19 protein-coding genes are annotated in these 25,884 nt (G+C 63.2%); 7 read left to right on the forward strand and 12 right to left on the reverse strand.

Features of this window, described 5'->3' with window-relative positions; genetic code table 11:
- Positions 1-113 precede the first annotated feature (113 nt).
- On the reverse strand, positions 114-1,577 hold the full coding sequence (locus PPL01S_RS16270) for a glyceraldehyde-3-phosphate dehydrogenase (RefSeq protein ID WP_028625753.1): 1,464 nt from the start codon (positions 1,575-1,577) through the stop codon (positions 114-116).
- A 168-nt stretch (positions 1,578-1,745) separates the two neighbouring features.
- Between PPL01S_RS16270 and mfd the strand changes: the two genes are divergently transcribed.
- Genes mfd through PPL01S_RS24720 form a run of 3 tightly spaced genes read left to right on the forward strand, consistent with a single transcriptional unit; the run spans position 1,746 to position 9,105 of the window.
- Entirely contained in the window at positions 1,746-5,195 is a 3,450-nt protein-coding gene (gene mfd / locus PPL01S_RS16275; RefSeq protein WP_028625754.1) for a transcription-repair coupling factor, read from the forward strand.
- A gap of 9 nt (positions 5,196-5,204) precedes the next feature.
- Positions 5,205-5,777: a CsiV family protein gene (locus PPL01S_RS16280; RefSeq protein WP_016391287.1), complete on the forward strand. Its 573-nt coding sequence runs from the start codon at positions 5,205-5,207 to the stop codon at positions 5,775-5,777.
- 1 nt (position 5,778) lies between these two features.
- On the forward strand, positions 5,779-9,105 hold the full coding sequence (locus PPL01S_RS24720) for a DEAD/DEAH box helicase (protein WP_016391288.1): 3,327 nt from the start codon (positions 5,779-5,781) through the stop codon (positions 9,103-9,105).
- Positions 9,106-9,200: 95 nt separating this feature from the next.
- Here PPL01S_RS24720 and nagZ read toward each other — a convergent pair whose 3' ends face one another.
- Genes nagZ through PPL01S_RS16300 form a run of 3 tightly spaced genes read right to left on the reverse strand, consistent with a single transcriptional unit; the run spans position 9,201 to position 11,491 of the window.
- Positions 9,201-10,199: a beta-N-acetylhexosaminidase gene (nagZ, locus tag PPL01S_RS16290; RefSeq protein WP_171817224.1), complete on the reverse strand. Its 999-nt coding sequence runs from the start codon at positions 10,197-10,199 to the stop codon at positions 9,201-9,203.
- 22 nt (positions 10,200-10,221) lie between these two features.
- On the reverse strand, positions 10,222-10,746 hold the full coding sequence (locus PPL01S_RS16295; protein ID WP_028625756.1) for a L,D-transpeptidase: 525 nt from the start codon (positions 10,744-10,746) through the stop codon (positions 10,222-10,224).
- A 40-nt stretch (positions 10,747-10,786) separates the two neighbouring features.
- Positions 10,787-11,491, reverse strand: coding sequence for a TetR/AcrR family transcriptional regulator (locus PPL01S_RS16300; protein ID WP_016391291.1), 705 nt, complete (start codon positions 11,489-11,491; stop codon positions 10,787-10,789).
- A 225-nt stretch (positions 11,492-11,716) separates the two neighbouring features.
- Between PPL01S_RS16300 and lexA the strand changes: the two genes are divergently transcribed.
- A complete protein-coding gene (lexA, locus tag PPL01S_RS16305) occupies positions 11,717-12,325 on the forward strand; it encodes a transcriptional repressor LexA (protein ID WP_016391292.1) in 609 nt (202 codons plus the stop codon).
- 13 nt (positions 12,326-12,338) lie between these two features.
- Positions 12,339-12,815: an SOS-induced cell division inhibitor SulA gene (gene sulA, locus PPL01S_RS16310; RefSeq protein WP_028625757.1), complete on the forward strand. Its 477-nt coding sequence runs from the start codon at positions 12,339-12,341 to the stop codon at positions 12,813-12,815.
- A gap of 39 nt (positions 12,816-12,854) precedes the next feature.
- On the opposite strand, the gene PPL01S_RS16315 is transcribed toward sulA, so the two are convergent.
- From PPL01S_RS16315 to PPL01S_RS16345, 7 genes are all read right to left on the reverse strand, one after another.
- Complete coding sequence (locus tag PPL01S_RS16315; RefSeq protein WP_016391294.1) at positions 12,855-13,088, reverse strand: hypothetical protein; 234 nt, start codon at positions 13,086-13,088, stop codon at positions 12,855-12,857.
- Between the two features lie 50 nt (positions 13,089-13,138).
- Positions 13,139-13,654 carry a DUF6586 family protein gene (locus PPL01S_RS16320; RefSeq protein WP_016391295.1) on the reverse strand — a complete coding sequence of 172 codons (516 nt, stop codon included), beginning with the start codon at positions 13,652-13,654 and terminating at the stop codon, positions 13,139-13,141.
- A 115-nt stretch (positions 13,655-13,769) separates the two neighbouring features.
- Positions 13,770-16,382 carry a type I DNA topoisomerase gene (topA, locus tag PPL01S_RS16325; protein ID WP_016391296.1) on the reverse strand — a complete coding sequence of 871 codons (2,613 nt, stop codon included), beginning with the start codon at positions 16,380-16,382 and terminating at the stop codon, positions 13,770-13,772.
- Positions 16,383-16,482: 100 nt separating this feature from the next.
- Positions 16,483-16,734: a DUF1653 domain-containing protein gene (locus PPL01S_RS16330; RefSeq protein ID WP_016391297.1), complete on the reverse strand. Its 252-nt coding sequence runs from the start codon at positions 16,732-16,734 to the stop codon at positions 16,483-16,485.
- A gap of 79 nt (positions 16,735-16,813) precedes the next feature.
- Positions 16,814-17,989 carry an acetyl-CoA C-acyltransferase FadA gene (gene fadA / locus PPL01S_RS16335; protein WP_003248768.1) on the reverse strand — a complete coding sequence of 392 codons (1,176 nt, stop codon included), beginning with the start codon at positions 17,987-17,989 and terminating at the stop codon, positions 16,814-16,816.
- 31 nt (positions 17,990-18,020) lie between these two features.
- A complete protein-coding gene (gene fadB, locus PPL01S_RS16340) occupies positions 18,021-20,168 on the reverse strand; it encodes a fatty acid oxidation complex subunit alpha FadB (RefSeq protein WP_028625758.1) in 2,148 nt (715 codons plus the stop codon).
- A gap of 484 nt (positions 20,169-20,652) precedes the next feature.
- Positions 20,653-21,090 (reverse strand): hypothetical protein, encoded by a 438-nt coding sequence (locus PPL01S_RS16345; protein WP_016391299.1) that lies wholly within the window; start codon positions 21,088-21,090, stop codon positions 20,653-20,655.
- Between the two features lie 109 nt (positions 21,091-21,199).
- Between PPL01S_RS16345 and PPL01S_RS16350 the strand changes: the two genes are divergently transcribed.
- Positions 21,200-21,640: a universal stress protein gene (locus tag PPL01S_RS16350; protein ID WP_016391300.1), complete on the forward strand. Its 441-nt coding sequence runs from the start codon at positions 21,200-21,202 to the stop codon at positions 21,638-21,640.
- 119 nt (positions 21,641-21,759) lie between these two features.
- Here the strand turns inward: PPL01S_RS16350 and PPL01S_RS16355 are convergent, their stop codons facing one another.
- The gene (locus PPL01S_RS16355) at positions 21,760-23,688 is read right to left on the reverse strand and encodes an ATP-binding cassette domain-containing protein (protein ID WP_016391301.1); all 1,929 of its coding nucleotides are present in this window, start codon (positions 23,686-23,688) and stop codon (positions 21,760-21,762) included.
- Positions 23,689-23,909: 221 nt separating this feature from the next.
- Here PPL01S_RS16355 and PPL01S_RS16360 point away from each other — a divergent pair, with 221 nt between their 5' ends.
- Positions 23,910-25,838, forward strand: coding sequence for a transglycosylase SLT domain-containing protein (locus tag PPL01S_RS16360; protein ID WP_016391302.1), 1,929 nt, complete (start codon positions 23,910-23,912; stop codon positions 25,836-25,838).
- Positions 25,839-25,884 lie beyond the last annotated feature (46 nt).

A 25,884-nucleotide genomic window follows, 5' to 3' on the forward strand; every position in this document is an offset into this window, starting at 1 on the left:
GCTCGCGATGCGCCGCGCGGGCGGCGCTCGATCTCACAGGCGCCACACAACCCACGCCGGCAAAAAAAACGGGAACCCGAAGGTTCCCGTTTTTTCATTGCCTTACAAGCGGATCAGCGCGGAAACGCTGGCGGGTTCACACCGGCCATCTCTTCCATCACGCGAACCACCTGGCAGCTGTAACCGAACTCGTTGTCGTACCAGACGTACAGGACAACGCGGTTGTCGTTGGCGATGGTCGCTTCGGCGTCCACTACACCAGCGTGGCGCGAGCCAACGAAGTCGGTCGAAACCACTTCCTGCGAGCTGACATAGTCGATCTGCTTGTGCAGTTCCGAGTGCATGGCGGTCTGGCGCAGGTACTCGTTGATTTCCTCGCGGCTGGTACCCTTTTCCAGGTTCAGGTTGAGGATGGCCATCGACACGTTAGGCGTCGGCACGCGAATGGCGTTACCGGTCAGCTTGCCCTTGAGCACTGGCAGTGCCTTGGCGGCTGCGGTGGCAGCACCGGTTTCGGTGATGACCATGTTCAGCGGCGCGGCACGGCCACGACGGCTGCCCTTGTGGAAGTTGTCGATCAGGTTCTGGTCGTTGGTGAACGAGTGAACGGTTTCGACGTGGCCATTGACGATGCCGTACTGGTCGTTGATGGCCTTGAGCACCGGCACGATGGCGTTGGTGGTGCAGGAGGCAGCCGAGATGATCTTGTCATCGGCGGCGATGTCGCCGTGGTTGATGCCGTGCACGATGTTCTTCAGCGCGCCCTTGCCAGGTGCGGTGAGGATCACGCGGGCAGCGCCCGGGCAGGCCAGGTGCTGGCCCAGGCCGTCGGCGTCACGCCATACACCGGTGTTGTCGACGATCAGCGCGTTCTCGATGCCGTACTGGGTGTAGTCGACTTCGCTCGGGCTCTTGGCGTAGATGACCTGGATCAGGTTGCCATTGGCGGTGATGGTGTTGTTGGCTTCGTCGATGGTGATGGTGCCATCGAACGGGCCGTGCACCGAGTCACGACGCAGCAGGCTGGCACGCTTGACCAGGTCGTTCTCGGCGCCCTTGCGCACGACGATGGCGCGCAGGCGCAGGCCGTCGCCACCACCGGTCTTCTCGATCAGGATGCGCGCCAGCAGGCGGCCGATGCGGCCGAAACCGTACAGCACGACGTCGGTGCCCTTGCGCGCCGAAGCGTTCTGCTGGCCAACCACTTCGGCCAGTTCTTCACGCACGAACTGCTCGGCGCTGCGGCCGTTGCCTTCCTGCTTGAACTTGTTCGCCAGCTTGCCCAGGTCGACCGAAGCGGCGCCCAGTTTCAGCTCGCTCATGGCCTTGAGCAGAGGGAATGTCTCGTGGACGGACAGTTCGGTTTCGTCGGCTTGACGATGACGCGCAAAGCGGTGGGCCTTGAGGATCGAGATAACCGAACGGTTGATCAGGCTGCGGCCGTAGATCGAGCTCACCACGTTGTTGTTGCGGTAGAGCTGACCGATAAGCGGGATCATGGCTTCAGCAAGCGCTTCACGATCGATCCACTCACCAAGACACTGGTCGGGCTTCTGAGTCACGGGAACCTTCCACATGTAGGGACAGAAAAAAGGGGCTACATTATGACGCCCCAGCGCGTAACCGGCAATGAGCGCCTGTCGCTGGATGCCAAGCCCGTGCTCTAGCCCCTTTCGAGCCTGACAGCACGCACCGGCACCGGTACAATCGATCTCTTTGCCGCAACGCTTGGAGTGCAATCTCCCGTGTCAGTTCTGCGCCTACCGCAAATGTCGGCCACGGCCGGCAAACAAACCTGGGGCAACCTGCCTGGTGCCGCCCTCAGCCTGGCCATCGCCGAGGCCGCCAGCAACGCGGGTCGCTTCACCCTGCTGCTGACCGCCGACAGCCAGGCCGCAGATCGCCTGGAGCAGGAACTGCGCTTCTTCGCCCCGGACCTGCCGGTGCTGCCGTTCCCGGATTGGGAAACCCTGCCCTACGACCTGTTCTCGCCGCACCAGGACATCATCTCCCAGCGCATCGCCAGCCTCTACCGGCTGCCGGAGCTGAGCCATGGCATCCTCGTCGTACCCATCACCACCGCCCTGCACCGCCTGGCGCCGACGCGCTTTCTGCTCGGCAGCAGCCTGGTGCTGGACGTGGGCCAGACCATCGACGTGGAGCAGATGCGCAAGCGCCTGGAAGCCAGTGGCTACCGCTGCGTCGACACGGTCTACGAACATGGCGAGTTCGCCGTGCGCGGGGCGCTGATCGACCTGTTCCCGATGGGCAGCAAGCTGCCCTACCGCATCGACCTGTTCGACGACGAGATCGAGACCCTGCGCACCTTCGACCCGGAGACCCAGCGTTCGATCGACAAGGTCGACTCGATCCGCCTGCTGCCGGCGCGCGAATTCCCCATGCAGAAGGAAGAAGTCACGCGCTTCAAGGCACGCTTTCGCGAGCGGTTCGACGTCGACTTCCGCCGCAGCGCGATCTTCCAGGACCTGGCCAGCGGCATCATTCCCGCCGGCATCGAGTACTACCTGCCACTGTTCTTCGAAGACACCTCGACCCTGTTCGACTACCTGCCCAGCGACACCCAGGTGTTCTCCCTGCCGGGCGTCGAGCAGGCCGCCGAGCACTTCTGGAACGACGTGCGCGGGCGCTACGAGGACCGCCGCGGTGACCTGACCCGGCCGCTGCTGCCACCTGCCGAACTGTTCCTGCCGGTGGAAGACTGCTTCGCCCGGCTCAAGCAGTGGCCGCGTGTGGTGGTCAGCGCCGACGACGTGGAGCCGGGTGCTGGTCGCGAGCGCTTCCCGGCCCGCGCCCTGCCCAACCTGGCGATCGAAGCCAAGGCCAACCAGCCGCTGGCGGCGTTGTCCGAATTCCTCGACCAGTTCCCTGGCCGGGTGTTGTTCACCGCCGAGTCGGCGGGCCGTCGCGAGGTGCTGCTGGAGTTGCTCGAACGCCTCAAGCTGAGGCCGCAGACAGTCGAAGGATGGACTGACTTCATTACCGGCAAGGAACGCCTGGCAATCACCATCGCCCCGCTCGACGAAGGCCTGCTGCTGGATGACCCAGCCATCGCCCTGGTCGCCGAAAGCCCGCTGTTCGGCCAGCGCGTGATGCAGCGCCGACGCCGCGACAAGCGTGGCGAAGCGGCCAACGATGCGGTCATCAAGAACCTCACCGAACTGCGTGAAGGCGCCCCGGTGGTGCATATCGACCATGGCGTGGGGCGTTACCTGGGCCTGGCCACCCTGGAGATCGACGGCCAGGCCGCCGAGTTCCTGACCCTGGAGTACGCCGAGGGCGCCAAGCTCTACGTGCCGGTCGCCAACCTGCACCTGATCGCCCGCTACACCGGCAGCGACGACGCCCTGGCGCCACTGCACAGACTGGGTTCCGAAGCCTGGCAGAAAGCCAAGCGCAAGGCCGCCGAACAGGTGCGCGACGTGGCTGCCGAGCTGCTCGACATCTACGCCCGCCGCGCCGCACGCAAGGGCTATGCCTTCGCCGATCCGGCCGCCGACTATGCCACCTTCAGCGCCGGCTTCCCCTTCGAGGAAACCCCGGACCAGCAGAACGCCATCGAAGCGGTGCGCGCCGACATGCTCGCCGCCAAGCCGATGGACCGCCTGGTGTGTGGCGATGTCGGCTTCGGCAAGACCGAAGTGGCCATGCGCGCGGCCTTCATTGCCGTGCACAGCGGTCGTCAAGTGGCCGTACTGGTGCCAACCACCCTGCTCGCCCAGCAGCACTACAACAGTTTCCGCGACCGCTTCGCCGACTGGCCGGTGACCGTCGAGGTGATGAGCCGCTTCAAGTCGGCCAAGGAAGTGGCCAACGCTGCCGCCGAGCTGGCCGAAGGCAAGATCGACATCCTCATCGGCACCCACAAGCTGCTGCAGGATGACGTGCGCTTCAAGGACCTGGGCCTGGTGGTGATCGACGAAGAGCACCGCTTCGGGGTGCGCCAGAAGGAGCAGCTCAAGGCCCTGCGCAGCGAAGTCGACATCCTTACCCTGACCGCCACGCCGATCCCGCGCACCCTGAACATGGCCGTGGCCGGCATGCGCGATCTGTCGATCATCGCCACGCCGCCGGCACGACGCCTGTCGGTGCGCACCTTCGTCATGGAGCACAACAACAGCACGGTCAAGGAAGCCCTGCTGCGTGAACTGCTGCGCGGCGGCCAGGTGTACTACCTGCACAACGATGTGAAGACCATCGAGAAGTGCGCCGCCGACCTCGCCGAACTGGTTCCGGAAGCGCGTATCGGCATCGGCCACGGGCAGATGCGCGAGCGTGAACTGGAACAGGTGATGAGCGACTTCTACCACAAGCGTTTCAACGTGCTGATCGCCTCGACCATCATCGAGACCGGCATCGACGTGCCCAGCGCCAACACCATCGTCATCGAGCGCGCCGACAAGTTCGGCCTGGCCCAGCTGCACCAGCTGCGCGGCCGGGTCGGGCGCAGCCACCACCAGGCCTATGCCTACCTGCTGACGCCTGCGCGGCAAAAGGTCAGCAGCGACGCCGAGAAACGCCTGGAGGCCATCGCCAACACCCAGGACCTCGGCGCAGGCTTCGTCCTGGCCACCAACGACCTGGAAATCCGCGGTGCCGGCGAGCTGCTTGGCGAAGGCCAGAGCGGGCAGATCCAGGCCGTGGGCTTCACCCTCTACATGGAAATGCTCGAGCGCGCGGTCAAGGCCATCCGCAAGGGTAACCAGCCGAACCTCGAACAACCCCTGGGCGGCGGCCCGGAGATCAACCTGCGCCTGCCGGCGCTGATCCCCGAGGACTACCTGCCGGATGTGCATGCGCGGCTGATCCTTTACAAGCGCATTGCCTCGGCGGCGGACGAAGAGGGCCTCAAGGACCTGCAGGTGGAAATGATCGACCGCTTCGGCCTGCTGCCCGAGCCGACCAAGAACCTGATGCGCCTGACCCAGCTCAAGCTGCAGGCGGAAAAGCTTGGCATCAAGAAGGTCGATGCCGGCCCCAACGGCGGCAAGCTCGAATTCGAGGCCGAAACCCCGGTCGACCCGCTGACCCTGATCAAGCTGATCCAGGGCCAGCCCAAACGCTACAAGTTCGAAGGCGCGACCCAATTCCGCTTCCTGGTGCCGATGGAACGCCCCGACGAACGATTCAACACCCTGGAAGCGCTGTTCGAGCGCCTGACCCCACAAACCGCCTAAGGAAGAAACATGCGTGCCATCCGTTGCCTGACCTTGTTGCTTGCGCTGTTCGCGCCAGCCGCCTTCGCCGAAGGCCTGTATCAGGTGGAAATGATCCTCGTGCGGCAGAACAGCGTGCCCGCCTTCACCAGCCAGTACGCCCCGGAAGACTGGAGCGCCGGCGCCCCGCGCCTGGACAAGGGCGCCGAACGCCCGCTGGCGCTGGAAGACGAAACCACCCGCCTGCAAGCCACCGCCGACTACACCGTGCTGCTGCACAAGGCCTGGCAGCAGCAGGTCGGCAGCGAGCCCAGCCGCATCGCCCTGGGCGCCGGCGAGGAGCGCTTCGGCCACTTCCCGATCGAAGGCAACCTGAGCCTCACCGAAGGCCGCTTCATCGCGGTCGAGGCCAATTTCTGGGTCAACCAGCTCGATAGCAACGGCAACGTGCTGCAGAGCGAGCAGTTCAAGCAGACCAACAGCAACATGAAAGGCGGCCAGCTGACGTTCATGGACGGTGGCCACCTGGCACTGCTGTTGAAGGTCACTGCGCCAGGCGCGCCGAAAATGCCGGCGATGGACCCGGAGATGATGGAGCAGTGATGTGAGCGCGACCAATGCGCAGCAATTGTTGAGGGCCAATCCGGACTGGGTCGACTTCATCGAAGCCGGGGCACTGGCCCGAGGCCGGAATTACGCTGCGCAGGCGCGCACCAGAATCCTGTCGCTGGACGAAAAGACCATCGAATCGACGTGCGAGGGGTCGGCGGGCCAGACCTATCACCAGACGATTCACCTGGTATTGAACGGCGGCGACCTGCGTGTGCTCGGGCGCTGCTCCTGCCCGGTCGGCCTCAATTGCAAACACTGCGTCGCAACACTGTTCCATCTGCAGGACAGCGACAGCGGCCTCGATGCCCCCATCACGCAAGAGCAGGCCGCATTGTCGCTGCCCCCGGACCTGAACCAGTGGGTCCAGGCGCTCGAATCGCCCTCCCAACCCACAACCACGCGCGAACCCGTGCGCAAAGGGCCGGCGATCTATTACCGCATCCGGATGGAGCACGAGCACTGCCAACTGGAAGCAATCAAAGGGACCCGACAAGCCGATGGGACCCTGAAGATCGGCCGAATCACCTCGATGCCCGAGTTGATCTACTACACCCCACGCTACGTGACCGAAGACGATGCGCGGCTGTTACGCCTGATCGATGCCCGCAGCAAGACGATCGCGCCCGTGGTGCCGCTGGAGGGCAAACAGGGCGCAGAGATGCTCGGATATGCCCTGGCCACCGGGCGCCTGCTGTACGAGGAAGACCTCGTGCCACTGGCGCTCGGGCCAGACCTGCACGCCGAATTCCGTTGGATCAGGCTCGACACGGGCTGCTATCGCGGTGCCTGGTACCACGATGATCAGTTGCAGTTGCAGGCCTTGCCTGTCGAACCCATGTACTACGTAGACAAAAAGGGACATCTGACGGGCAAGTTGCGTCATGACCTCGACCCCTTCATTGCCAGCCAGCTTGCGCGTGCACCCACCGTCCCCGAACACCTGGTCGTCCCCTTGAGTCACCGATTGAACGCCCTGAATCGCCAAGTCCCCACACCCACGGCCGTCAGCACCGAGCAGGTCGAATCCATCGAGCCAAAGGGCCGATTGACCCTCGGCAGCCTCGAATTCAGCGCCTACATGCCCAAGAGCGGCCGCATGCAGCGCCAGATGCAGCATCGCGCGGCGTTGTCGTTCGACTACGATGGCCTGCGCGCCAGCAGCAGCGACGACAAGCCACTGACCCGCCTGGTCGGCGTCACCAGCCAGCGCATCCGCCGCCAGCCCCAGGCTGAACAAGCCCTGCGCAAGGCCCTGCGCGACCTCGGCTTCAAAGCTGCCACCCGGCAGAGCAAGGCGCTGCCCGACAGCGCCGGCGAAATGCTTCAACTGCCCGACGACGAAGCTTGGCTGCGTTTCGCCCGCGATGGCCTGCCGCGCTTGCGCGAAGCGGGCTGGAACATCGACATCCACCGCGACTTCGCCTTCAACCTGCAGGAAGTCGACGACTGGTACGCCAGCATCGACGAAGCGCCGGGCCACGAATGGTTCGACCTGGAGCTGGGTATCGTCGTCGACGGCCAGCGCCACAGCCTGCTGCCAATCGTCCTGCAGCTGCTGCGCAGCAACCCGGAACTGCTGCGCGCCAGCGAACTGGCTCGCCGCAGTGACGACGAGCACCTGCTGATCGACCTCAACCGCGGTCGGGTGGACAGCCCGGCGCTGCGCGTCGCCTTGCCCTACGGGCGGATCAAGGCGGTGATGGGCACCCTTGGCGAGCTGTACCTGCACGAAGACGCCGCCGGCCCGAGCCTGCGCATGGACCGTGCCGATGCGGCGCGCCTGAACGACATCGCACACCTGCCCCTGCACTGGGAAGGTGGTGCCCATGTGCGCGACCTGGGCCGGCGCCTGCGTGATGCCCGCGACCTGCAGGTCGAACCGCCCGCCGGGCTCAATGCCACCTTGCGGCCGTATCAGCAACAAGGCCTCAACTGGCTCCAGGCTCTGCGCGAAATGGGCACGGGAGGGATCCTCGGCGATGACATGGGCCTGGGCAAGACACTGCAGACCCTCGCCCACCTGCTGCTGGAAAAGCAGCACGGGCGCCTGAGCAGCCCTGCCCTGGCGGTGATGCCCACCAGCCTGGTACCCAACTGGCTGGACGAGGCTCAACGCTTCGCCCCCGAACTGCGCGTGCTGGCCCTGCAGGGCCCTGGCCGCAGCAAGCATTTCACCAAGCTGGGCGAGTACGACCTGGTGCTCACGACCTATGCCCTTGTGCAGCGGGACCTGGCGCACTTGAGCGAGCAACCCTGGAGCGTGCTGGTGCTCGATGAAGCACAGAACATCAAGAGCAGCACCAGCAAGGCGGCCCTCGCTGTCTGCGAACTGCAGGCCGACCAGCGCCTGTGCCTGACCGGCACGCCGATGGAAAACAACCTGGGCGAGCTGTGGTCGATCTTCCATTTCCTGATGCCCGGCTGGCTGGGTGAGGTCAAACGCTTCAACCAGGACTACCGCACGCCGATCGAGCGCCATGGCGACGGCGAGCGCCTGGCCCACCTGGTCACCCGCATTCGCCCCTTCCTGCTGCGCCGCACCAAGGAACAGGTGGCCACCGAGTTGCCAGCCAAGACCGAAATGGTCCACTGGGTCGAGCTCAGCGACGCCCAGCGCGACACCTACGAGGCAGTGCGGGTGGCGATGGACAAGAAGGTACGCGACGAGATTGCCCGCAACGGCGCGTCACGCAGCCAGATCGTGATCCTCGACGCACTGCTCAAGCTGCGCCAGGTGTGCTGCGACCTGCGCCTGGTCAAAGGGGTGGAGAGCAAAGGCAACCAGGCCGACAAGGGCAAGCTCGGCGCACTGCTGGAGATGCTCGACGAACTGCTCAGCGAAGGACGGCGGGTCTTGCTGTTCTCACAATTCACTTCGATGCTGGCATTGATCGAGCAGGAGCTGGAAAAACGCAAGATCCGCTACAGCCTGCTCACAGGCGACACCCGCGACCGGCGCACCCCGGTGCAGCGATTCCAGCAGGGTGCCAGCGAAGTCTTCCTCATCAGCCTCAAGGCCGGTGGCGTCGGCCTGAACCTGACGGCGGCGGACACGGTGATCCACTTCGACCCGTGGTGGAACCCGGCCAGCGAAAACCAGGCCACCGACCGCGCCTACCGCATCGGCCAGGACAAGCCGGTGTTCGTGTTCAAGCTGATTACCCGGGGCACGGTGGAAGAGAAGATCCAGCAATTGCAGCAGGAGAAAGCCGCGCTGGCGGCGAGCCTGCTCGATGGTGGGCAGGCCGGGCAGTGGCGGCTTGGGGATGAGGAAATCGACGCCCTGTTTGCGCCGTTGCCCGGAAAGCGTGGGCGCTAGTGCTCTGCGACCTCATCGCCGGCAAGCCGGCTCCCACACTTCAAGGGCAGTGAGGATACTTGTGGGAGCCGGCTTGCCGGCGATGGGGTTTGGGATCAGTCGATCAACTGCGCGTCCTTCAACGCCCCCAAAGCCTCCAGCCAACGCGGCTGCTGGCGATAGTCGGTACAGGCAAAACCTTGCCCGCGCATCCGCGCAATCCGTGGCGAAGGCTTGACCTTCAAGCGCTGCGCCGCAGCCAATGCCAGCTCCGCTGCCGCCCGGTCATTGCACACCAGGCCCATGTCGCAACCCGCGCTCAAGGCCGCCTCGATACGGTTCGCCGCATCGCCGACCACATGTGCCCCGGCCATGGACAGGTCATCACTGAAGATCACACCCTCAAAGCCCAACTCGCCGCGCAGGATGTCCTGCAGCCAGCGACGCGAGAAGCCGGCAGGCTGGTTGTCGATCTGCGGATAGATGACGTGCGCTGGCATCACCGCCGCCAGTTGCCCGCTCAGGCGGGTGAACGGCACCAGGTCGGCCTGACGCAGTTGCTCCAGGCTACGCTCGTCGGTGGGGATCGCCACGTGCGAGTCCGCTTCCGCCCAGCCATGCCCCGGGAAGTGCTTGCCGCAAGCGGCCATGCCCGCCGCGTTCATGCCGCGAATGAACGCACCCGCCAGTTGCGTGGCACGCTGCGGGTCGCCTTCGAAGGCACGGCTGCCGACCACGGCACTGCGCTGATGATCAAGGTCGAGAACCGGGGCGAAGCTCAGGTCCAGGCCGACGGCCAGCACCTCGGTGGCCATCAGCCAGCCGCACTGCTCGGCCAGGTATTCGGCATTGGCGTTGTCAGCGATCGCACGCATCGCCGGCAGGCGCACAAAGCCCTGACGCAGGCGCTGCACGCGACCACCTTCCTGGTCGACGGCAAGGATCAGGTCAGGGCGGATGGCACGGATCGAGGTGCACAGCTCGCGCACCTGGCGCGGGCTGTCGATGTTGCGGGCAAAGATGATCAGGCCGGCCACTTCTGGCTGGCGCAGGAGCTGGCGGTCTTCGGCGGTCAGCCATTTACCGGCGATATCCACCATCAGGGAGCCTTGCAGGCTGACGGTCATAGGCAATCCTTCATTTCAAACCAATGGAGGCCCACTGGGGGCAGGCGGCCTCGTCGATGCGTACCGGGCAATGCGCCGGGACACGCTCGAACAGGCCAAGCAGATCGGTGTTGCGCAGGCGTATGCAGCCATGGGATAGCGGCAGACCCAGTGGTTCCGAGTCTGGCGTGCCGTGCAGATAGATGTAACGACGAAAGGTGTCCACCGCACCCAGGCGATTGACGCCAGGCTCGCAACCGCTGAGCCAGAGGATGCGGGTCAGGATCCAGTCACGCCCGGGGTGCTGCGCGTGCAACGCTGGCGACCACACCTCACCGGTCCAGCGTCGGCCGCACAGCACGGCCTTGAGCGGCAGGCTCGCGCCAATTTTCGCCCGCACCTGATGCAGGCCACGCGGAGTACAACCCGAACCCTTGCGCTCGCCAGCGCCATTGCGCGCGGTAGACACCTCGATGCGCACACGCAGCTCCCCATGGGCAAACCCATAGAGGCGCTGGTCGGCGAGAGAGATGTGCAGGAAATCGAGGTCAGGCATGGGCGCTAGCTTAGCCCAAGCGCCCTGCCCCGCCCAGCCTTCAGGCCTTGGCGGTGGCGCTGGTCTTGCTGCGGGGGCGCAGTTGGGCCGAGGCCATGGCGTTGTCGGTAACGCCACTTTCGGCGCGCATGCCCGCCGCCAGGAACGGCACCATCAAGCGCATCACCTGCTCGATCGACGTATTGATGCCGAAATCGGTTTCGGCGATGGCGCGCAGGGCCTTGATCCCCGACATACTGAATGCCGCAGCACCGAGCATGAAGTGCACGCGCCAGAACAGCTCCAGCGGCGGGATACGAGGCGCCGCCTCATTGACCAGCAGCATGTAGCGGCGGAACACCTTGCCGTACATGTCCTCCAGGTAGCGACGCAGGTGACCCTGGCTCTGGCTGAACGCCAGGCCCAGCAGGCGCATGAAGATCGACAGGTCATTGTTGCTGCGCGGCTGTACTGCCAGGGCCTGTTCGACCAGCATCTCCAGCAGCTCTTCGAGGCTGGGCTTCTGCTCAGGCTTGGCCTGGCGCCGCTCCAGTTCGCGTTCGAGACTGGCACAGAACGGGCCGAGGAAGCGCGAGAAGACGGCCTGGATCAACGCTTTCTTCGAACCGAAATGGTAGTTGACCGCCGCCAGATTGACGCCCGCCTTGCTGGTAATCAACCGCAACGAGGTTTCCGCGAACCCCCTTTCCGCGAACAGCTGTTCGGCAGCATCGAGAATGCGTTCAACGGTTTCCGATTGGGCCATGAATACTCCGGCAGACAGACATACAAACAAGTGTTTGAAACATACGTTTCAGCCCTGAAACTGTCAAGGCCAGCTGACCGGGCGGTCGCCATTTAAATGCGCCTGGCTGCGGGCTGCAAGCCACAATATGCGCCGATTGCAGCTTTTATCTGCGCTTTGGCGCTTGCAGCGCATCCAGCACTGTATATAATCCCAGTCACTGTACAAAAAGACAGAGCGCTCGCCATGTTGAAACTGACGCCACGCCAAGCCGAAATCCTGGCTTTCATCAAACGCTGCCTCGAAGAAAACGGCTTCCCGCCCACCCGTGCGGAAATTGCCCAGGAGCTCGGTTTCAAGTCTCCCAACGCCGCAGAAGAACACCTGAAGGCCCTCGCTCGCAAGGGTGCCATCGAGATGACCCCCGGCGCCTCCCGTGGCATCCGCATTCCGGGTGTGGAAGCCAAGCGCGAAGACAGCGGGCTGCCGATCATCGGTCGCGTTGCGGCCGGCGCACCGATTCTGGCCGAGCAGCACATCGAACAATCCTGCAACATCAACCCGACCTTCTTCCACCCCCGCGCCGACTACCTGCTGCGTGTACACGGCATGAGCATGAAGGACGTCGGCATCTTCGACGGCGACCTGCTGGCAGTGCACACCTGCCGCGAGGCCCGCAATGGCCAGATCGTCGTTGCCCGTATCGGCGATGAAGTGACCGTCAAGCGCTTCAAGCGCGAAGGCAGCAAGGTCTGGCTGATCGCTGAAAACCCCGAATTCGCCCCTATCGAAGTCGACCTGAAAGAACAGGAACTGGTGATCGAGGGTTTGAGTGTCGGCGTCATTCGCCGCTGAACCAGGAGGCGTCATGCAGCAGTTCATCCAAGCGCAACAGCAGGTCCAGCTTCCCTTGTTCGAAGCCTTTCTTGCACAACCGGTTCTGCCAGGCCTGAAGGCCACCGAGCAGGCACGTAAAAGCAGCCGACCGGAGCTGTTCAGCGAACTGTCCCTGCGTGGCGCACCCGAACATTGCCAGAGCCTGCTGGCGCCGGTGCTGCGCGAATTGAGCGAAGAGCAGGAGGCCCGGTGGCTGACCCTGATCGCCCCGCCCGCCAGCCTGACCCAGGCCTGGCTGCGCGATGCAGGTTTGAACCGCGAGCGTATCCTGCTGTTGCAGCCGCGTGGCAACCAGAACGCACTGCAACTGGCCTGCGAAGCCTTGCGCCTGGGGCGCAGCCACACTGTGGTGAGCTGGCTTGGCAGCGTCAACGCCACGGCACGTCAACAACTGGTACGCGCCGCCAGTGCCGGAAACGCAAAAAGCCTGAACATCCGCCTTGGCTGATGTTCAGGCTTTGCCTGCAAATTCAAACTCGATGAAGCCTTAGTGCAGCACGCGCGGCCCTTCGTCGCGCTCCAGCTCGCCATCCATGAGGCGGCCAGCCATCTGCACACCAACGCTCAGCATGGCCTTGGCGACTTCGACATGCTGGCCCTGCAGGAATGCCTTGGCGTCTTCCGAGAAATCCAGGGTTACCAGGCAGCCTTCATCCTCGGCGCGACGCAGTTCGATCCGGCCATCAGGCAACTCGACAATTTCCAGAAACGACGTAGACATATAGGGCTGTTCTCCACGAAAGGCCAGTAGTGTACCAGCCGTAGCGACTCTCAGCACTCACTCAACGCGTCACGGAAACGTCTCACCAAACCTTTCAAATCACTGCGCCAGCTTTCCAGCTGCTCACGCGATAGAGCAGGCTGCTCGGCTTCGTCGAGGTTGATGGCCTGAATCAAAGGCTGGGTAACGTCGGTTTTCGCTGCTTTTTTCGCGACCGGTGGTCGGAACAAATCGGCATAAGCGCCGAGCAGTTGCGCCAGCCAAGTCTCCCTCTGGCGGGCCAACTCCAGCAACTCAGCGACTTCAGGGATGGCAATGGCGCTCAGGGCATCGTCGGCGAGCAACTGTTCGACACTCGGCGACGTCGGCAGGCGGTAATAGCCAGCGATCTCGTGACACAACCCCAGCAAGGCACCATACAGGTGGAACAACGCTGATTCGCGCTCGGCCTGGACCAGGCCCTGGGCATTCATTGCCTGGCTGTCGGCGGCCTTGGCCATGGATTCCAGGGCAAGGCCGGCGAAAAACAACTTCTGGTTGGTGCGGGTGTAGAGTTCCTGGGCCATGTCGGGTGGCCTCCTTGAAGGCTGAAGGGCGAATACCTGCAGTTTCAAGGATCGGGGTGTGCTTGTCATCAATGAAATGGGGTGCGAAACGGCCCCATTTGCTGGCACCGACGAATCAGCGCTTGTCTTCGACCTTCCAGGCATTGCCGTCGTAGAAGGCCTTCCAGCCAGTCGGCTTGCCATCGACCTCGGACTGCACGTACTGCTCCTTGGTCTTGCGGCTGTAGCGGATCACTGCCGGACGCCCTTCCGGGTCCTTCTGCGGCGCATCACAGAGGAAGTGGTACTTCGGATCGATCTCATGCTTGTGCGGGAGAATTTCCAGCACCAGCGGCGCACGCGTTTCGCGGTTCTTGGGGAACTGGCTGGCGGCCAGGAACAACCCCGAAGCACCGTCACGCAGCACGTAGGTATCATCGACCTTCTCGCACTTGAGCTCAGGCATCTCCACCTTGTCCATCTTCGGTGGCGCTGCCTCACCGCTCTTGAGCAGCTTGCGGGTGTTCTTGCACGTCGGGTTGGTGCAACCGAAGAACTTGCCGAAACGGCCGGTCTTGAGCTGCATCTCGCTACCGCACTTGTCGCATTCCAGGCTCGGCCCTTCGTAGCCCTTGATGCGGTAGCTGCCCTCTTCGATCTCGTAGCCTGCGCAATCCGGGTTGTTACCGCAGATGTGCAGCTTGTGCTTCTCGTCGAGCAGGTAGGCATCCATCGCCGTGGCGCAGATCGGGCAGCGGTGCTTGCCACGCAGCACGAGGGATTCGGATTCGCCCTCGTCGTCGGCGGCAATCTCATCTCCCGGCACCAGGTTGACGGTGGCCTTGCAGCGCTCTTTCGGCGGCAGGCTGTAGCCGGAGCAGCCGAGGAACACGCCCGTGGAGGCAGTACGAATCATCATCGGGCGACCACATTCCTTGCACGGAATGTTGGTCATGGTCGGCTGATTGGCGCGCATGCCGTTTTCAGCAGACTCGGCATTGAGCAACTTCTTGCTGAAATCACCGTAGAACTCATCGAGCACGTGCTTCCAGTCGCGCTCGCCCTGGGCCACGTCGTCGAGGTTCTCCTCCATGCCGGCCGTGAAGCCGTAGTCCATCAGGTTGGAGAAGCTTTCCGAGAGACGTTCAGTAACGATGTCACCCATCTTCTCGGAGTAGAAACGACGGTTGTGCAGGGTGACGTAGCCACGGTCCTGGATGGTGGAAATGATCGCCGCGTAGGTCGACGGACGACCGATGCCACGCTTTTCCATTTCCTTGACCAAGCTGGCTTCGGTGAAGCGCGCAGGCGGCTTGGTGAAATGCTGGCTCGGGTCGAGCTGGATCAGCTTCAGCGCCTCGCCCTGAGCCATTTCCGGCAGTACATCGTCTTCGCCCGGCTTGCTCTGCTGCGGCAGCACGCGGGTGTAACCGTCGAACTTGAGGATACGGCCCTTGGCGCGCAGCTCGAACTCGCCAGCGGCCACGGTGACGCTGGTGGACAGGTATTGCGCCGGCGGCATCTGGCAAGCCAGGAACTGGCGCCAGATCAGCTCGTACAGGCGCTCGGCGTCACGCTCCATGCCACTGAGCTTGGTCGGGTGGGTGTTGACATCGGACGGGCGAATCGCCTCGTGCGCCTCCTGGGCGCCTTCCTTGCTGCCATACACCAGCGGCGCTTCCGGCAGGTACTGCTTGCCGAACTCGCGCTCGATGTAGCTGCGCGCCATGTCCAGGGCGTCAGCCGACAGGTTGGTCGAGTCGGTACGCATGTAGGTGATGTAACCAGCCTCGTACAGGCGCTGGGCCATCATCATGGTCTTTTTCACCCCGAAGCCCAGGCGATTGCTCGCCGCCTGCTGCAGGGTGGAGGTGATGAACGGTGCCGAAGGCTTGCTGCTGGTCGGGCGGTCTTCGCGCTTGACCACGCTGTAGCTGGAAGCCTTGAGCTTTTCCAGGGCAGCCATGGCCTGGGCTTCGTTGAGCGGCTTGAAGGCCTCGCCCTTCTCGCGGGCCACTTCGAAGCGCACCTTGGCGTTCTTGGCAGTGCCAAGGTCAGCGTGCACTTCCCAGTACTCTTCCGGGTTGAAGGCACGGATTTCGCGCTCACGCTCGACCACCAGCTTCACCGCCACCGACTGCACGCGACCGGCGGACAGGCCACGGGCAATCTTGGCCCACAGCAGCGGCGAGACCATGTAGCCCACCACGCGATCGAGGAAGCGGCGTGCCTGCTGGGCATTGACGCGGTCGATGTCCAGCTCGCCTGGCTGCGAGAAGGCCTCCTGGATGGCTTTCTTGGTGATCTCGTTGAACACCACGCGCTTGTAGCGGCTGTCGTCGCCGCCGATGGCTTCGCGCAGGTGCCATGCGATGGCCTCCCCTTCGCGGTCCAAGTCGGTTGCGAGATAGATGGTGTCGGCATCCTTGGCCAGGCGGCGCAGTTCTTCGATCACCTTTTCCTTGCCAGGCAGGATCTCGTACTTGGCCTTCCAGCCGTGATCGGGGTCGACGCCCATGCGCGCCACCAGCTGGCGACGGGCCTTCTCTTTTGGCGACAGGGCCGGAGCCTCACCCGCAGCAGCCTTGCCCCGCTTGGCGGCCGGCTCTTTGCTGGCGCTGGCCGAACCGCTGGTGGGGAGGTCACGGATGTGGCCGATACTCGACTTCACCACGTACTGGTTGCCCAGGTACTTGTTGATGGTCTTGGCCTTGGCCGGGGATTCCACAATGACCAGCGATTTGCCCATGGATCGGAGTATTCCTGAATCTGAAGATGAGAAACGCGTCAGGTGCCGGACGCGGCACCGCTATATATAGTGGCAAAAGAGTGAGGTCAAGCGCGGTCGTTCACGCGTGCGACTTGCCAGGCACACCAGGCAGCCCCTCTTCGGCCTTGACCAAAGCAAAGCGTGGCACCTGCTCGCCGTCAACCTCGACCGACTCCCGGAACATCGAAAGTGGCCTTACCCAATAGCTGTAATCACCATACAGGCATTGGTAGAAGACCATCCACTCTTCGCTCTCGGAGTGCCGTGCAACACTGAAGACACGGTACTCAGGCCCTTTGTAATGCCGGTATACGCCTGGCTGTATCTGCATGTCGCCAATCCTCTTGAAACAAATTCCGTAAAAAACAAAAACCGGGGCACGAGGCCCCGGCTGCTGCCTTGCAACGCGATCAGACGCGTTCGAAGACAGTGGTGATGCCTTGGCCGAGACCGACACACATGGTGGCGACACCCAGAGTTCCGCCATTCTGCTTCATGACGTTGAGCAGCGTGCCGGAAATCCGCGCACCGGAGCAACCGAACGGGTGGCCCAACGCAATGGCGCCGCCGTGCAGGTTAACCTTCTCATCCATCTTGTCGAGCACTTTCAAGTCTTTCAGCACTGGCAGGGCCTGTGCAGCGAAGGCTTCGTTGAGCTCGATGAAGTCGATGTCGGCCATGGTCAGGCCGGCGCGCTTGAGGGCTTTCTGGGTCGACGGCACCGGGCCGTAGCCCATGATGGCCGGGTCGACACCCGCCACGGCCATCGAGCGGATCACGGCCAACGGCTGGATGCCGAGGTCCATGGCGCGCTGGCCGGACATGACGATCATGCACGAGGCACCGTCGGTGATCTGCGACGAAGTACCGGCGGTGACGGTACCACCTTTGGGGTTGAACGCAGGCTTCAGCGAAGCCAGGCCTTCCAGGGTGGTTTCCGGGCGAATGGTCTCGTCGAAGTCGAACACCTTCAGGAAGCCGTTCTCGTCATACCCTTGCATCGGGATGATCTCGTCCTTGAACTTGCCTTCGACAGTGGCCTTGTGGGCCAGCTGGTGCGAACGCAGGCCGAACAGGTCCTGTTGCTCACGGGTGATGCCGTGCATCTTGCCCAGCATCTCGGCGGTCAGGCCCATCATCCCGGACGCCTTGGCAGCGTGCAAGGACAGGTGCGGGTTGGGGTCGACGCCATGCATCATGCTGACGTGGCCCATGTGCTCGACGCCGCCGACCACGAACACATCGCCGTTGCCGGTCATGATCGCCTGGGCGGCGGTGTGCAGCGCGCTCATCGACGAGCCACACAGGCGGCTGACGGTCTGGGCGGCCGAGGTGTGCGGGATCTGGGTCATCAACGACGCCATGCGGGCGATGTTCCAGCCCTGCTCCAGGGTCTGGTTGACGCAGCCCCAGATCACGTCCTCGACCTCTTTCGGATCGACCTTGCCGTTGCGCTCGAGCAGCTTGCTGATCAGGTGCGCCGACATGTCTTCGGCGCGGGTGTTACGGTGCATGCCACCCTTGGAGCGGCCCATCGGGGTGCGACCGAAGTCGACAATCACCACGTCTCTTGGATTCAGGCTCATATCATTTCTCTCGCTCTAACTCGTTGGCCGCTCAGTTGAAGAAGCGCTGGCCATTCTTGGCCATTTCGCGCAGCTTCGCGGTCGGGTGGTACAGCGGCCCCAGATCGGCGTACTGGTCGGCCAGGGCGACGAATTCGGCGACACCGATCGAATCGATGTAGCGCAGCGCACCACCGCGGAAGGGAGGGAAACCAATACCGTAGACCAGGCCCATGTCCGCTTCGGCAGCCGTTTCGACGATGCCGTCCTCCAGGCAGCGCACGGTCTCCAGGCACAGCGGCACCATCATCCAGTTGATGATGTCTTCGTCAGTGACTTCGCGCTGCTCGAAGACCACCGGCTTGAGCACGTCGAGCACGGTGGCGTCGAAGACTTTCTTCGGCTTGCCGCGCTTGTCGGTCTCGTAGGCGTAGAAGCCCTTGCCGTTCTTCTGACCCAGGCGATTGGCCTCGTACAGGGCGTCGACAGCGGAGCGGTGCTCATCCTTCATGCGATCCGGGAAGCCTTCAGCCATCACGTCGCGGCCATGGTGGCCGGTGTCGATGCCGACCACGTCCATCAGGTAGGCCGGGCCCATCGGCCAGCCGAACTTCTCCATGACCTTGTCGATGCGCACGAAGTCGACGCCGGCGCTGACCAGCTTGGCGAAGCCGCCGAAGTACGGAAACAGAACGCGGTTGACCAAAAAGCCCGGGCAGTCGTTGACCACGATCGGGTTCTTGCCCATTTTCTTGGCGTAGGCCACGGTGGTGGCAACAGCCACATCGCTGGACTTCTCGCCACGGATGACTTCGACCAGCGGCATCATGTGCACCGGGTTGAAGAAATGCATGCCGACGAAGTTCTCAGGGCGCTTGAGCGCCTTGGCCAGCAAGTTGATGGAGATGGTCGAGGTATTGGAAGCGAGAATCGCGTCTTCCTTCACCTGGCCTTCCACTTCCGCCAGTACCGCCTGCTTGACCTTCGGGTTCTCGACCACGGCCTCGACGACGATGTCGACGTTGGCGAAATCACCATAGGACAGGGTCGGGCGAATGGCATTGAGTGCCTCGGCCATTTTCGCCGGCGTCAGGCGGCCCTTCTCGACACGCTTGCCAAGCAGCTTGGACGCTTCGTTCAGGCCCAGCTGAATGGCCTCTTCACGGATGTCCTTCATCAGGATCGGCGTGCCTTTGACAGCCGACTGGTAGGCAATGCCACCGCCCATGATACCGGCGCCGAGCACGGCAGCCTGTTTCACGTCGTGGGCGATCTCGTCGTGGGCCTTGGCCTTGCGCTTGAGCTCCTGGTCATTCAGGAACAGACCGACCAGGCTCTCGGCGACCGAAGTCTTGGCCAGTTTGGCAAAACCTGCCGCCTCGACTTCCAGGGCCTTGTCACGGCCGAAGTTGGCGGCCTTCTGGATGGTCTTGATGGCTTCGACCGGTGCCGGGTAGTTCGGGCCAGCCTGGCCGGCGACGAAGCCCTTGGCGGTCTCGAATGCCATCATCTGCTCGATGGCGTTGAGCTTGAGCTTTTCCAGCTTGGGCTGACGCTTGGCGTTGTAGTCCAGCTCGCCGCTGATGGCGCGCTTGATCAGGTCGAGGGCACCGGCCTGCAGCAGCTCAGGGGCGACCACCGCGTCGACGGCACCGACCTTGAGGGCGTCTTCGGCACGGTTTTCCTTGCCGGAGGCAATCCACTCGATGGCGTTGTCCGAACCGATCAGGCGCGGCAGGCGCACGGTACCGCCGAAGCCTGGGTAGATCCCCAGCTTGACTTCCGGCAGGCCGATCTTGGCGCTGCTGGACATGATGCGGTAGTCGGCCGCCAGGCACATTTCCAGGCCGCCACCCAGGGCGATGCCGTTGATGGCCACCACGGTCGGCACTTCGAGATCTTCAAAGGCGTTGAAGATGCGGTTGGCTTCCAGGCTGCCGGCAACCAGCTCGGCCTCGGGCAGCTTGAAGTTATCGACGAACTCGGTGATGTCGGCGCCGACGATGAACACGTCCTTGCCACTGCTGACGATCACACCTTTCACCGAGGCGTCGGCCTTGATGGCTTCGACGGCCTGGCGCAGTTCGTCCAGGGTCAGGCGATTGAACTTGTTGACGGACTCACCCTTGAGATCGAACTTCAGTTCGACGATGCCGCTTTCAAGAGCCTTAACCGTGATGGCTTTACCTTCGTAAATCATCAACTGATCTCCACGATATGGAAGCTGAACTGTACACGCCGAACGCTGGTGGAAAGCAGCCCATCGCTGCCCTCACCCAGGCACACCCGTTAGCGCGCTAGTCGGGATCATGAACGAGCGGTGTGACATACAAACGCTCAATTCATACGCCCGTTTGATTTGGGTATGCACACATTCTCCGAAAAGATCAGCGTTGTCAAATGGTCGAAAGCGCGTTGAAAACGCGACTTTGCGGTCATTTTCCATCGGACGGGTGCAAAACCTGATGACAGTGATCACTGATCATTCATGTCAGCGATTGACCACAAAAGTTGCCCAGTGCTGCCTTTATTTCATGCAGCGCGAGAAAGCTGGCTACACTGCCTATCGCTCCATGAAATTCCCGGCCTGCCTGGCCTTTTCTGCACTGCAGAAACGATAAAGCGGCAACCTGACACCTCCCCCAAGGGCGCTGCCAGGTTGCCGCTTTGTCGTTGAAATGCTGTCAAGCGAGGGTTTCGAAGGCGTGAGCAATATCCTGCAACACAGATTTATCACCGCGTTCGCTCCAGTAGAGCGCAATCATGCGGGTGTCGGCCTCGACCTTGTAGACGGTCTGCGGCAGGCGGGCGAACACCTCGCACAGGCGCGGCTCCTCGCACACCTCACGCCACTGGTTCCACCAGACACCAGGGCTGACCTGCCAGTAACACCAGCTGTCTTCATGCCCCCGACGCCGCGCCCGATGGTACTGCGGGCACGGGCTGGGCGGTTCGTTTTCCAGCCAGTGCGGCCACTTCTGGGGCGCTAGCTGCATGGCCAGGCCCATGCGCCGCGCTTCCAGGCGCAGGCTCATCTGCTCGCCCTGTTTGCGCGAAAGGCGCAGCCAGGAAAGCGGACTGAGAATCAGCGCAAGGATTGACACCACCAGCCATACCGTCATATCTGTAGATTCCATAAAGCGTTGCAAATGAGCGGGTTACTCGGTTTCACGGAAGACCTGCCCGAAAGCGACCATACTTCTACTAACGCGATTGTCAGGAGTACAGCTCATGTCCTACGAACATCTTCTGGTCGCCGTCGACCTCACCGAAGAGTGCGACCCGGTGATCAAACGTGCCATGAAGCTCGCCGAACCGACCGGTGCCAAGGTTTCGCTGGTGCATATCGTCGAACCGATGGCCATGGCCTTTGGCGGCGATGTACCGATGGACCTGTCGCAACTGCAACAGCAGCAGTTCGACCAGGCCAAGGAGCGCATGGACCGGCTGTTCAACAAATATCCCGACATCAACCGTGGCGATTCGCACCTCACCTACGGCCAGCCACGTCAGGAAATCCACCAACTGGCCAAGGAGCAGAACTGCGACCTGATCGTGGTGGGCAGCCATGGCCGGCACGGCCTGGCGTTGCTGCTCGGCTCCACGGCCAATGATGTGCTGCATGGGGCGCCGTGCGATGTGCTGGCGGTGCGGTTGCAGAAGAAGGAGTGATATAGCCTGTACTGGCTCTATCGCCGGCAAGCCGGCTCCCACAGGGTTTGCGCACATTCAGAAAAATGCGGAGCACCTGTGGGAGCCGGCTTGCCGGCGATGAGGCGATGAGGTCGAACTCAGCCTTCCAGCTCAGCCCAACGCTCTACCAGCACATCCAGCTCGCCCTGCATCTGCTCCAGCTTCGCCAGCACCGCAGAGGTCTCCTCGATCGGCCGCTGATAGAAGCCCGGCGCATTGACCTCTTCCTGAGCGACTGCCATGCGCTGTTCGACTGCGTCGATCTGCCCCGGCAACATCTCCAGCTCTCGCTGCAGCTTGTAGCTGAGTTTCTTCTTCGAGGCATCGGCCGCGGCTGCCACTGGCGCCGGCGCTGCCTGCACTTCCTGCTTCTCGACCACGGCGCTGTTGAGCTCGGACTTGCCACCCTTGCTTTCGGTCACGCCCAGCAGGCGCGGCGAGCCGCCCTGGCGGATCCAGTCTTCATAGCCACCCACATACTCGCGTACCTTGCCCTCGCCCTCGAACACCAAGGTGCTGGTGACGACATTGTCGAGGAAGGCCCGATCGTGGCTGACCATCAGCACGGTGCCCTTGTAGTTGGACAGTACTTCTTCCAGCAGCTCGAGGGTTTCCACGTCCAGGTCGTTGGTCGGTTCGTCCAGCACCAGCAGGTTGGCTGGCTTGCTGAACAGCTTGGCCAGCAGCAGGCGCGCGCGTTCGCCACCCGACAGCGCCTTGACCGGCGTGCGGGCACGCTGCGGGCTGAACAGGAAATCGCCGAGATAGCTGAGCACATGACGGTTCTGACCGTCGATCTCGATGAAGTCACGGCCTTCGGCCAGGTTGTCGATCACGGTCTTTTCCAGATCGAGCTGATGACGCATCTGGTCGAAGTAGGCCACTTCCAGCTTGGTGCCGCGCTCGACCTTGCCCGAAGTGGGCTCCAGATCGCCGAGCATCAGCTTGAGCAAGGTGGTCTTGCCGGTACCATTGGCACCCAGCAGGCCAATGCGGTCCTGACGCTGCAGGACCATGGAAAAGTCCTTGACCAGCATCGGCCCTTCAGCGTGATGGAAGCTGACGTTCTCCAACACCATGACCTGCTTGCCGGATTTCTCCGCCGCCTCGATCTGGATGTTCGCCTTGCCCTGGCGATCGCGGCGCTCACTGCGCTCGACACGCAAGGCCTTGAGGGCGCGTACACGGCCTTCGTTACGGGTGCGACGGGCCTTGATGCCCTGACGGATCCACACTTCTTCCTGGGCCAGGCGCTTGTCGAACAGCGCGTTGGCGGTTTCCTCGGCGGCCAGTGCGGCCTCCTTGTGCACCAGGAAGCTGGCGTAGTCGCCGTTCCAGTCGATCAGGCCGCCGCGGTCCAGTTCGAGAATGCGCGTGGCCAGGTTCTGCAGGAAGGAGCGGTCGTGGGTGATGAACAGCACCGCGCCGTTGAAGCCGCGCAGGGCCTCTTCGAGCCAGGCGATGGCACCGATGTCCAGGTGGTTGGTCGGCTCGTCGAGCAGCAGCAGGTCGGGTTCCGACACCAGTGCCTGGGCCAGCAGCACGCGGCGGCGCCAGCCACCGGAGAGCTCGGCCAAGGTCTTGTCGGCCGGCAGCTGCAGGCGGCTCAGGGTGCTTTCCACCACTTGCTGCAGGCGCCAGCCGTCGCGGGCTTCGAGCTCGTGCTGCACGTGCATGAGCTTGTCCAGGTCATCGTCGCCCTGGATGTTCTGGCTGAGGTGGTGGAATTGCGCAAGCAACTCGCCAACGCCATCCAGGCCTGCGGCCACCACGTCGAACACGGTGCGCTCGTCAGCAACCGGCAGCTCCTGCGGCAGTTCGCCGATCTTCAGGCCGGGGGCGCGCCAGATCTCACCGTCATCGCCCTTCTGCTCGCCCTTTACCAGGCGCAGCATGCTGGACTTGCCGGTACCGTTGCGGCCGATGATGCACACCCGCTCGCCACGGGCGATCTGCCAGGACACTTTGTCCAGCAGCGGCATCGCGCCGAATGCGAGGGACACATCGCTGAATTTGAGCAGGGTCATGTTCGTCTCCATAAAGCGGGCGCGCATTCTACCTGAGTTGGCCCATTCCGGCATTAAGTCGACGGCGTTGCCAGGGTATTGCGACATCCGGTCGGTGTTAACGCCTTGATACAAGCACAGTGCTTTCACCCGCTGCCGGCAAACGGCTAAGCTAATGCAATTGCTTCCAACAGTGCTGGCTCCGCCGTCACTTCCCCATGGTTCAACTGCCCGGACGTATCATGCGCAGCCGCCTGTTACAGATTGCTTCCTGCCTGCTGCTTACCGCCGCTACCGCCGGCGTGGCGCAGGCCACCGACCTCACCCTGCAGCGCCAGTACTATGACGAGGCCAAGCGTGCACTGGCCAAGGGCGACAAAGGCCCTTACCTGCGCTATGCCCAGGCCCTGCGCGACTATCCGTTGACGCCCTACCTGGCCTACGACGAACTCACCGCACGCCTCAAGACCGCCAGCAACGAGGAAATCGAAGGTTTCCTCGCCAAGCACGGCGACCTGCCCCAGGCCAACTGGATGAAACTGCGCTGGTTGCGCTGGGAAGCAGAACGTGGCGAGTGGAACACCTTCGCCAAGTACTACGACCCCAAGCTCAATTTCACCGAACTGGACTGCCTCAATGGCCAGTACGAACTAAGCCACGGCAAGCGTGCCGAGGGCTTCGCCAGCGCCGAAAAGCTGTGGAACGTCGGCAAGTCGCAACCGGCCGCCTGCGACACCCTGTTCGGCATGTGGGCCGCCGAAGGACAACTGACCGAGGCCAAGCGCTGGAACCGCGCCAAGCTGGCGGCCCAGGCGCGCAACTACAGCCTGGCCAACAGTCTGGTCCAAGGCCTCACCACCCTCGGCCCGCAAGGTCGACTGCTGATCGATGTGGCACAGAAGCCCGAACTGCTCAACCAGCCGTCGCGCTTCACGCCGGTCAACGAAGCGATGTCCGACGTGGTCAGCCTCGGCCTGCGCCGCCTGGCTCGCCAGGACCCTGAACGGGCCATGGCGCTGCTCGACGATTACGCCCAGCGCATGCACTTCTCCCGCGACGAGAAGGTTGCCATCGCCCGCGAGATCGGCCTGACCCTGGCGCGCCGCTACGACCCGCGGGCCCTCGACCTGATGACCCGCTACGACCCCGAACTGCGCGACAACACCGTCAGCGAGTGGCGCCTGAGGCTGTTGCTGCGCCTGGGCCGCTGGGAAGATGCCTACGAGCTGACCAAGCGCCTGCCGCAGGACCTGGCCAGCAGCAACCGCTGGAAATACTGGCAGGCGCGCAGCCTGGAGCTGGCCCAGCCGAACAACCCGCAGATTCCGCTGCTGTACAAGAACGTGGCGCGCGAGCGCGACTTCTATGGCTTCCTCGCCGCCGACCGGGCGCAGACGCCGTACCAGCTGAACAACAAACCGCTGGTACTGAGCCCGGCGCTGGTCAACAAGGTGCGCAATACCCCAGGTGTCCAGCGCGCCCTGGAATTCCATGCCCGCGGGCAGATCGTCGAAGGCCGCCGCGAGTGGTACCACGTCAGCCGTCATTTCACCCGTGACGAGATGGTCGCCCAGGCACGCCTGGCCTACGACCTGCGCTGGTATTTCCCGGCGATTCGCACCATCAGCCAGGCGCAGTACTGGGACGATCTGGATATCCGTTTCCCGATGGCCCACCGTGACACCCTGGTGCGCGAAGCCAAGGTGCGAGGCCTGCATTCGAGCTGGGTGTTCGCCATCACGCGCCAGGAAAGCGCGTTCATGGAAGACGCACGTTCCAGTGTCGGCGCCAGCGGCCTGATGCAACTGATGCCGGCCACTGCCAAGGAGACCGCACGCAAGTTCAGCATTCCGCTGGCCTCGCCCCAGCAGGTATTCAACCCGGACAAGAACATTCAGCTGGGTGCGGCCTACCTGAGCCAGGTGCACAGCCAGTTCAATGGCAATCGGGTATTGGCATCGGCGGCGTACAACGCCGGACCGGGGCGCGTGCGCCAGTGGCTCAAGGGTGCCAAGCACCTGAGCTTCGATGTGTGGGTGGAGTCGATTCCGTTCGACGAGACGCGCCAGTATGTGCAGAACGTGCTGTCGTACTCGGTGATCTACGGGCAGAAACTCAATGCGCCGCAGCCGCTGGTGGACTGGCACGAGCGGTACTTCGATGACATGTGATTTCGGCTGAGCCCCTATCGCCGGCAAGCCGGCGATAGGGGCTGTC

It is taken from the genome of Pseudomonas plecoglossicida NBRC 103162 = DSM 15088, assembly GCF_000730665.1.
Classification (GTDB): domain Bacteria; phylum Pseudomonadota; class Gammaproteobacteria; order Pseudomonadales; family Pseudomonadaceae; genus Aquipseudomonas; species Aquipseudomonas plecoglossicida.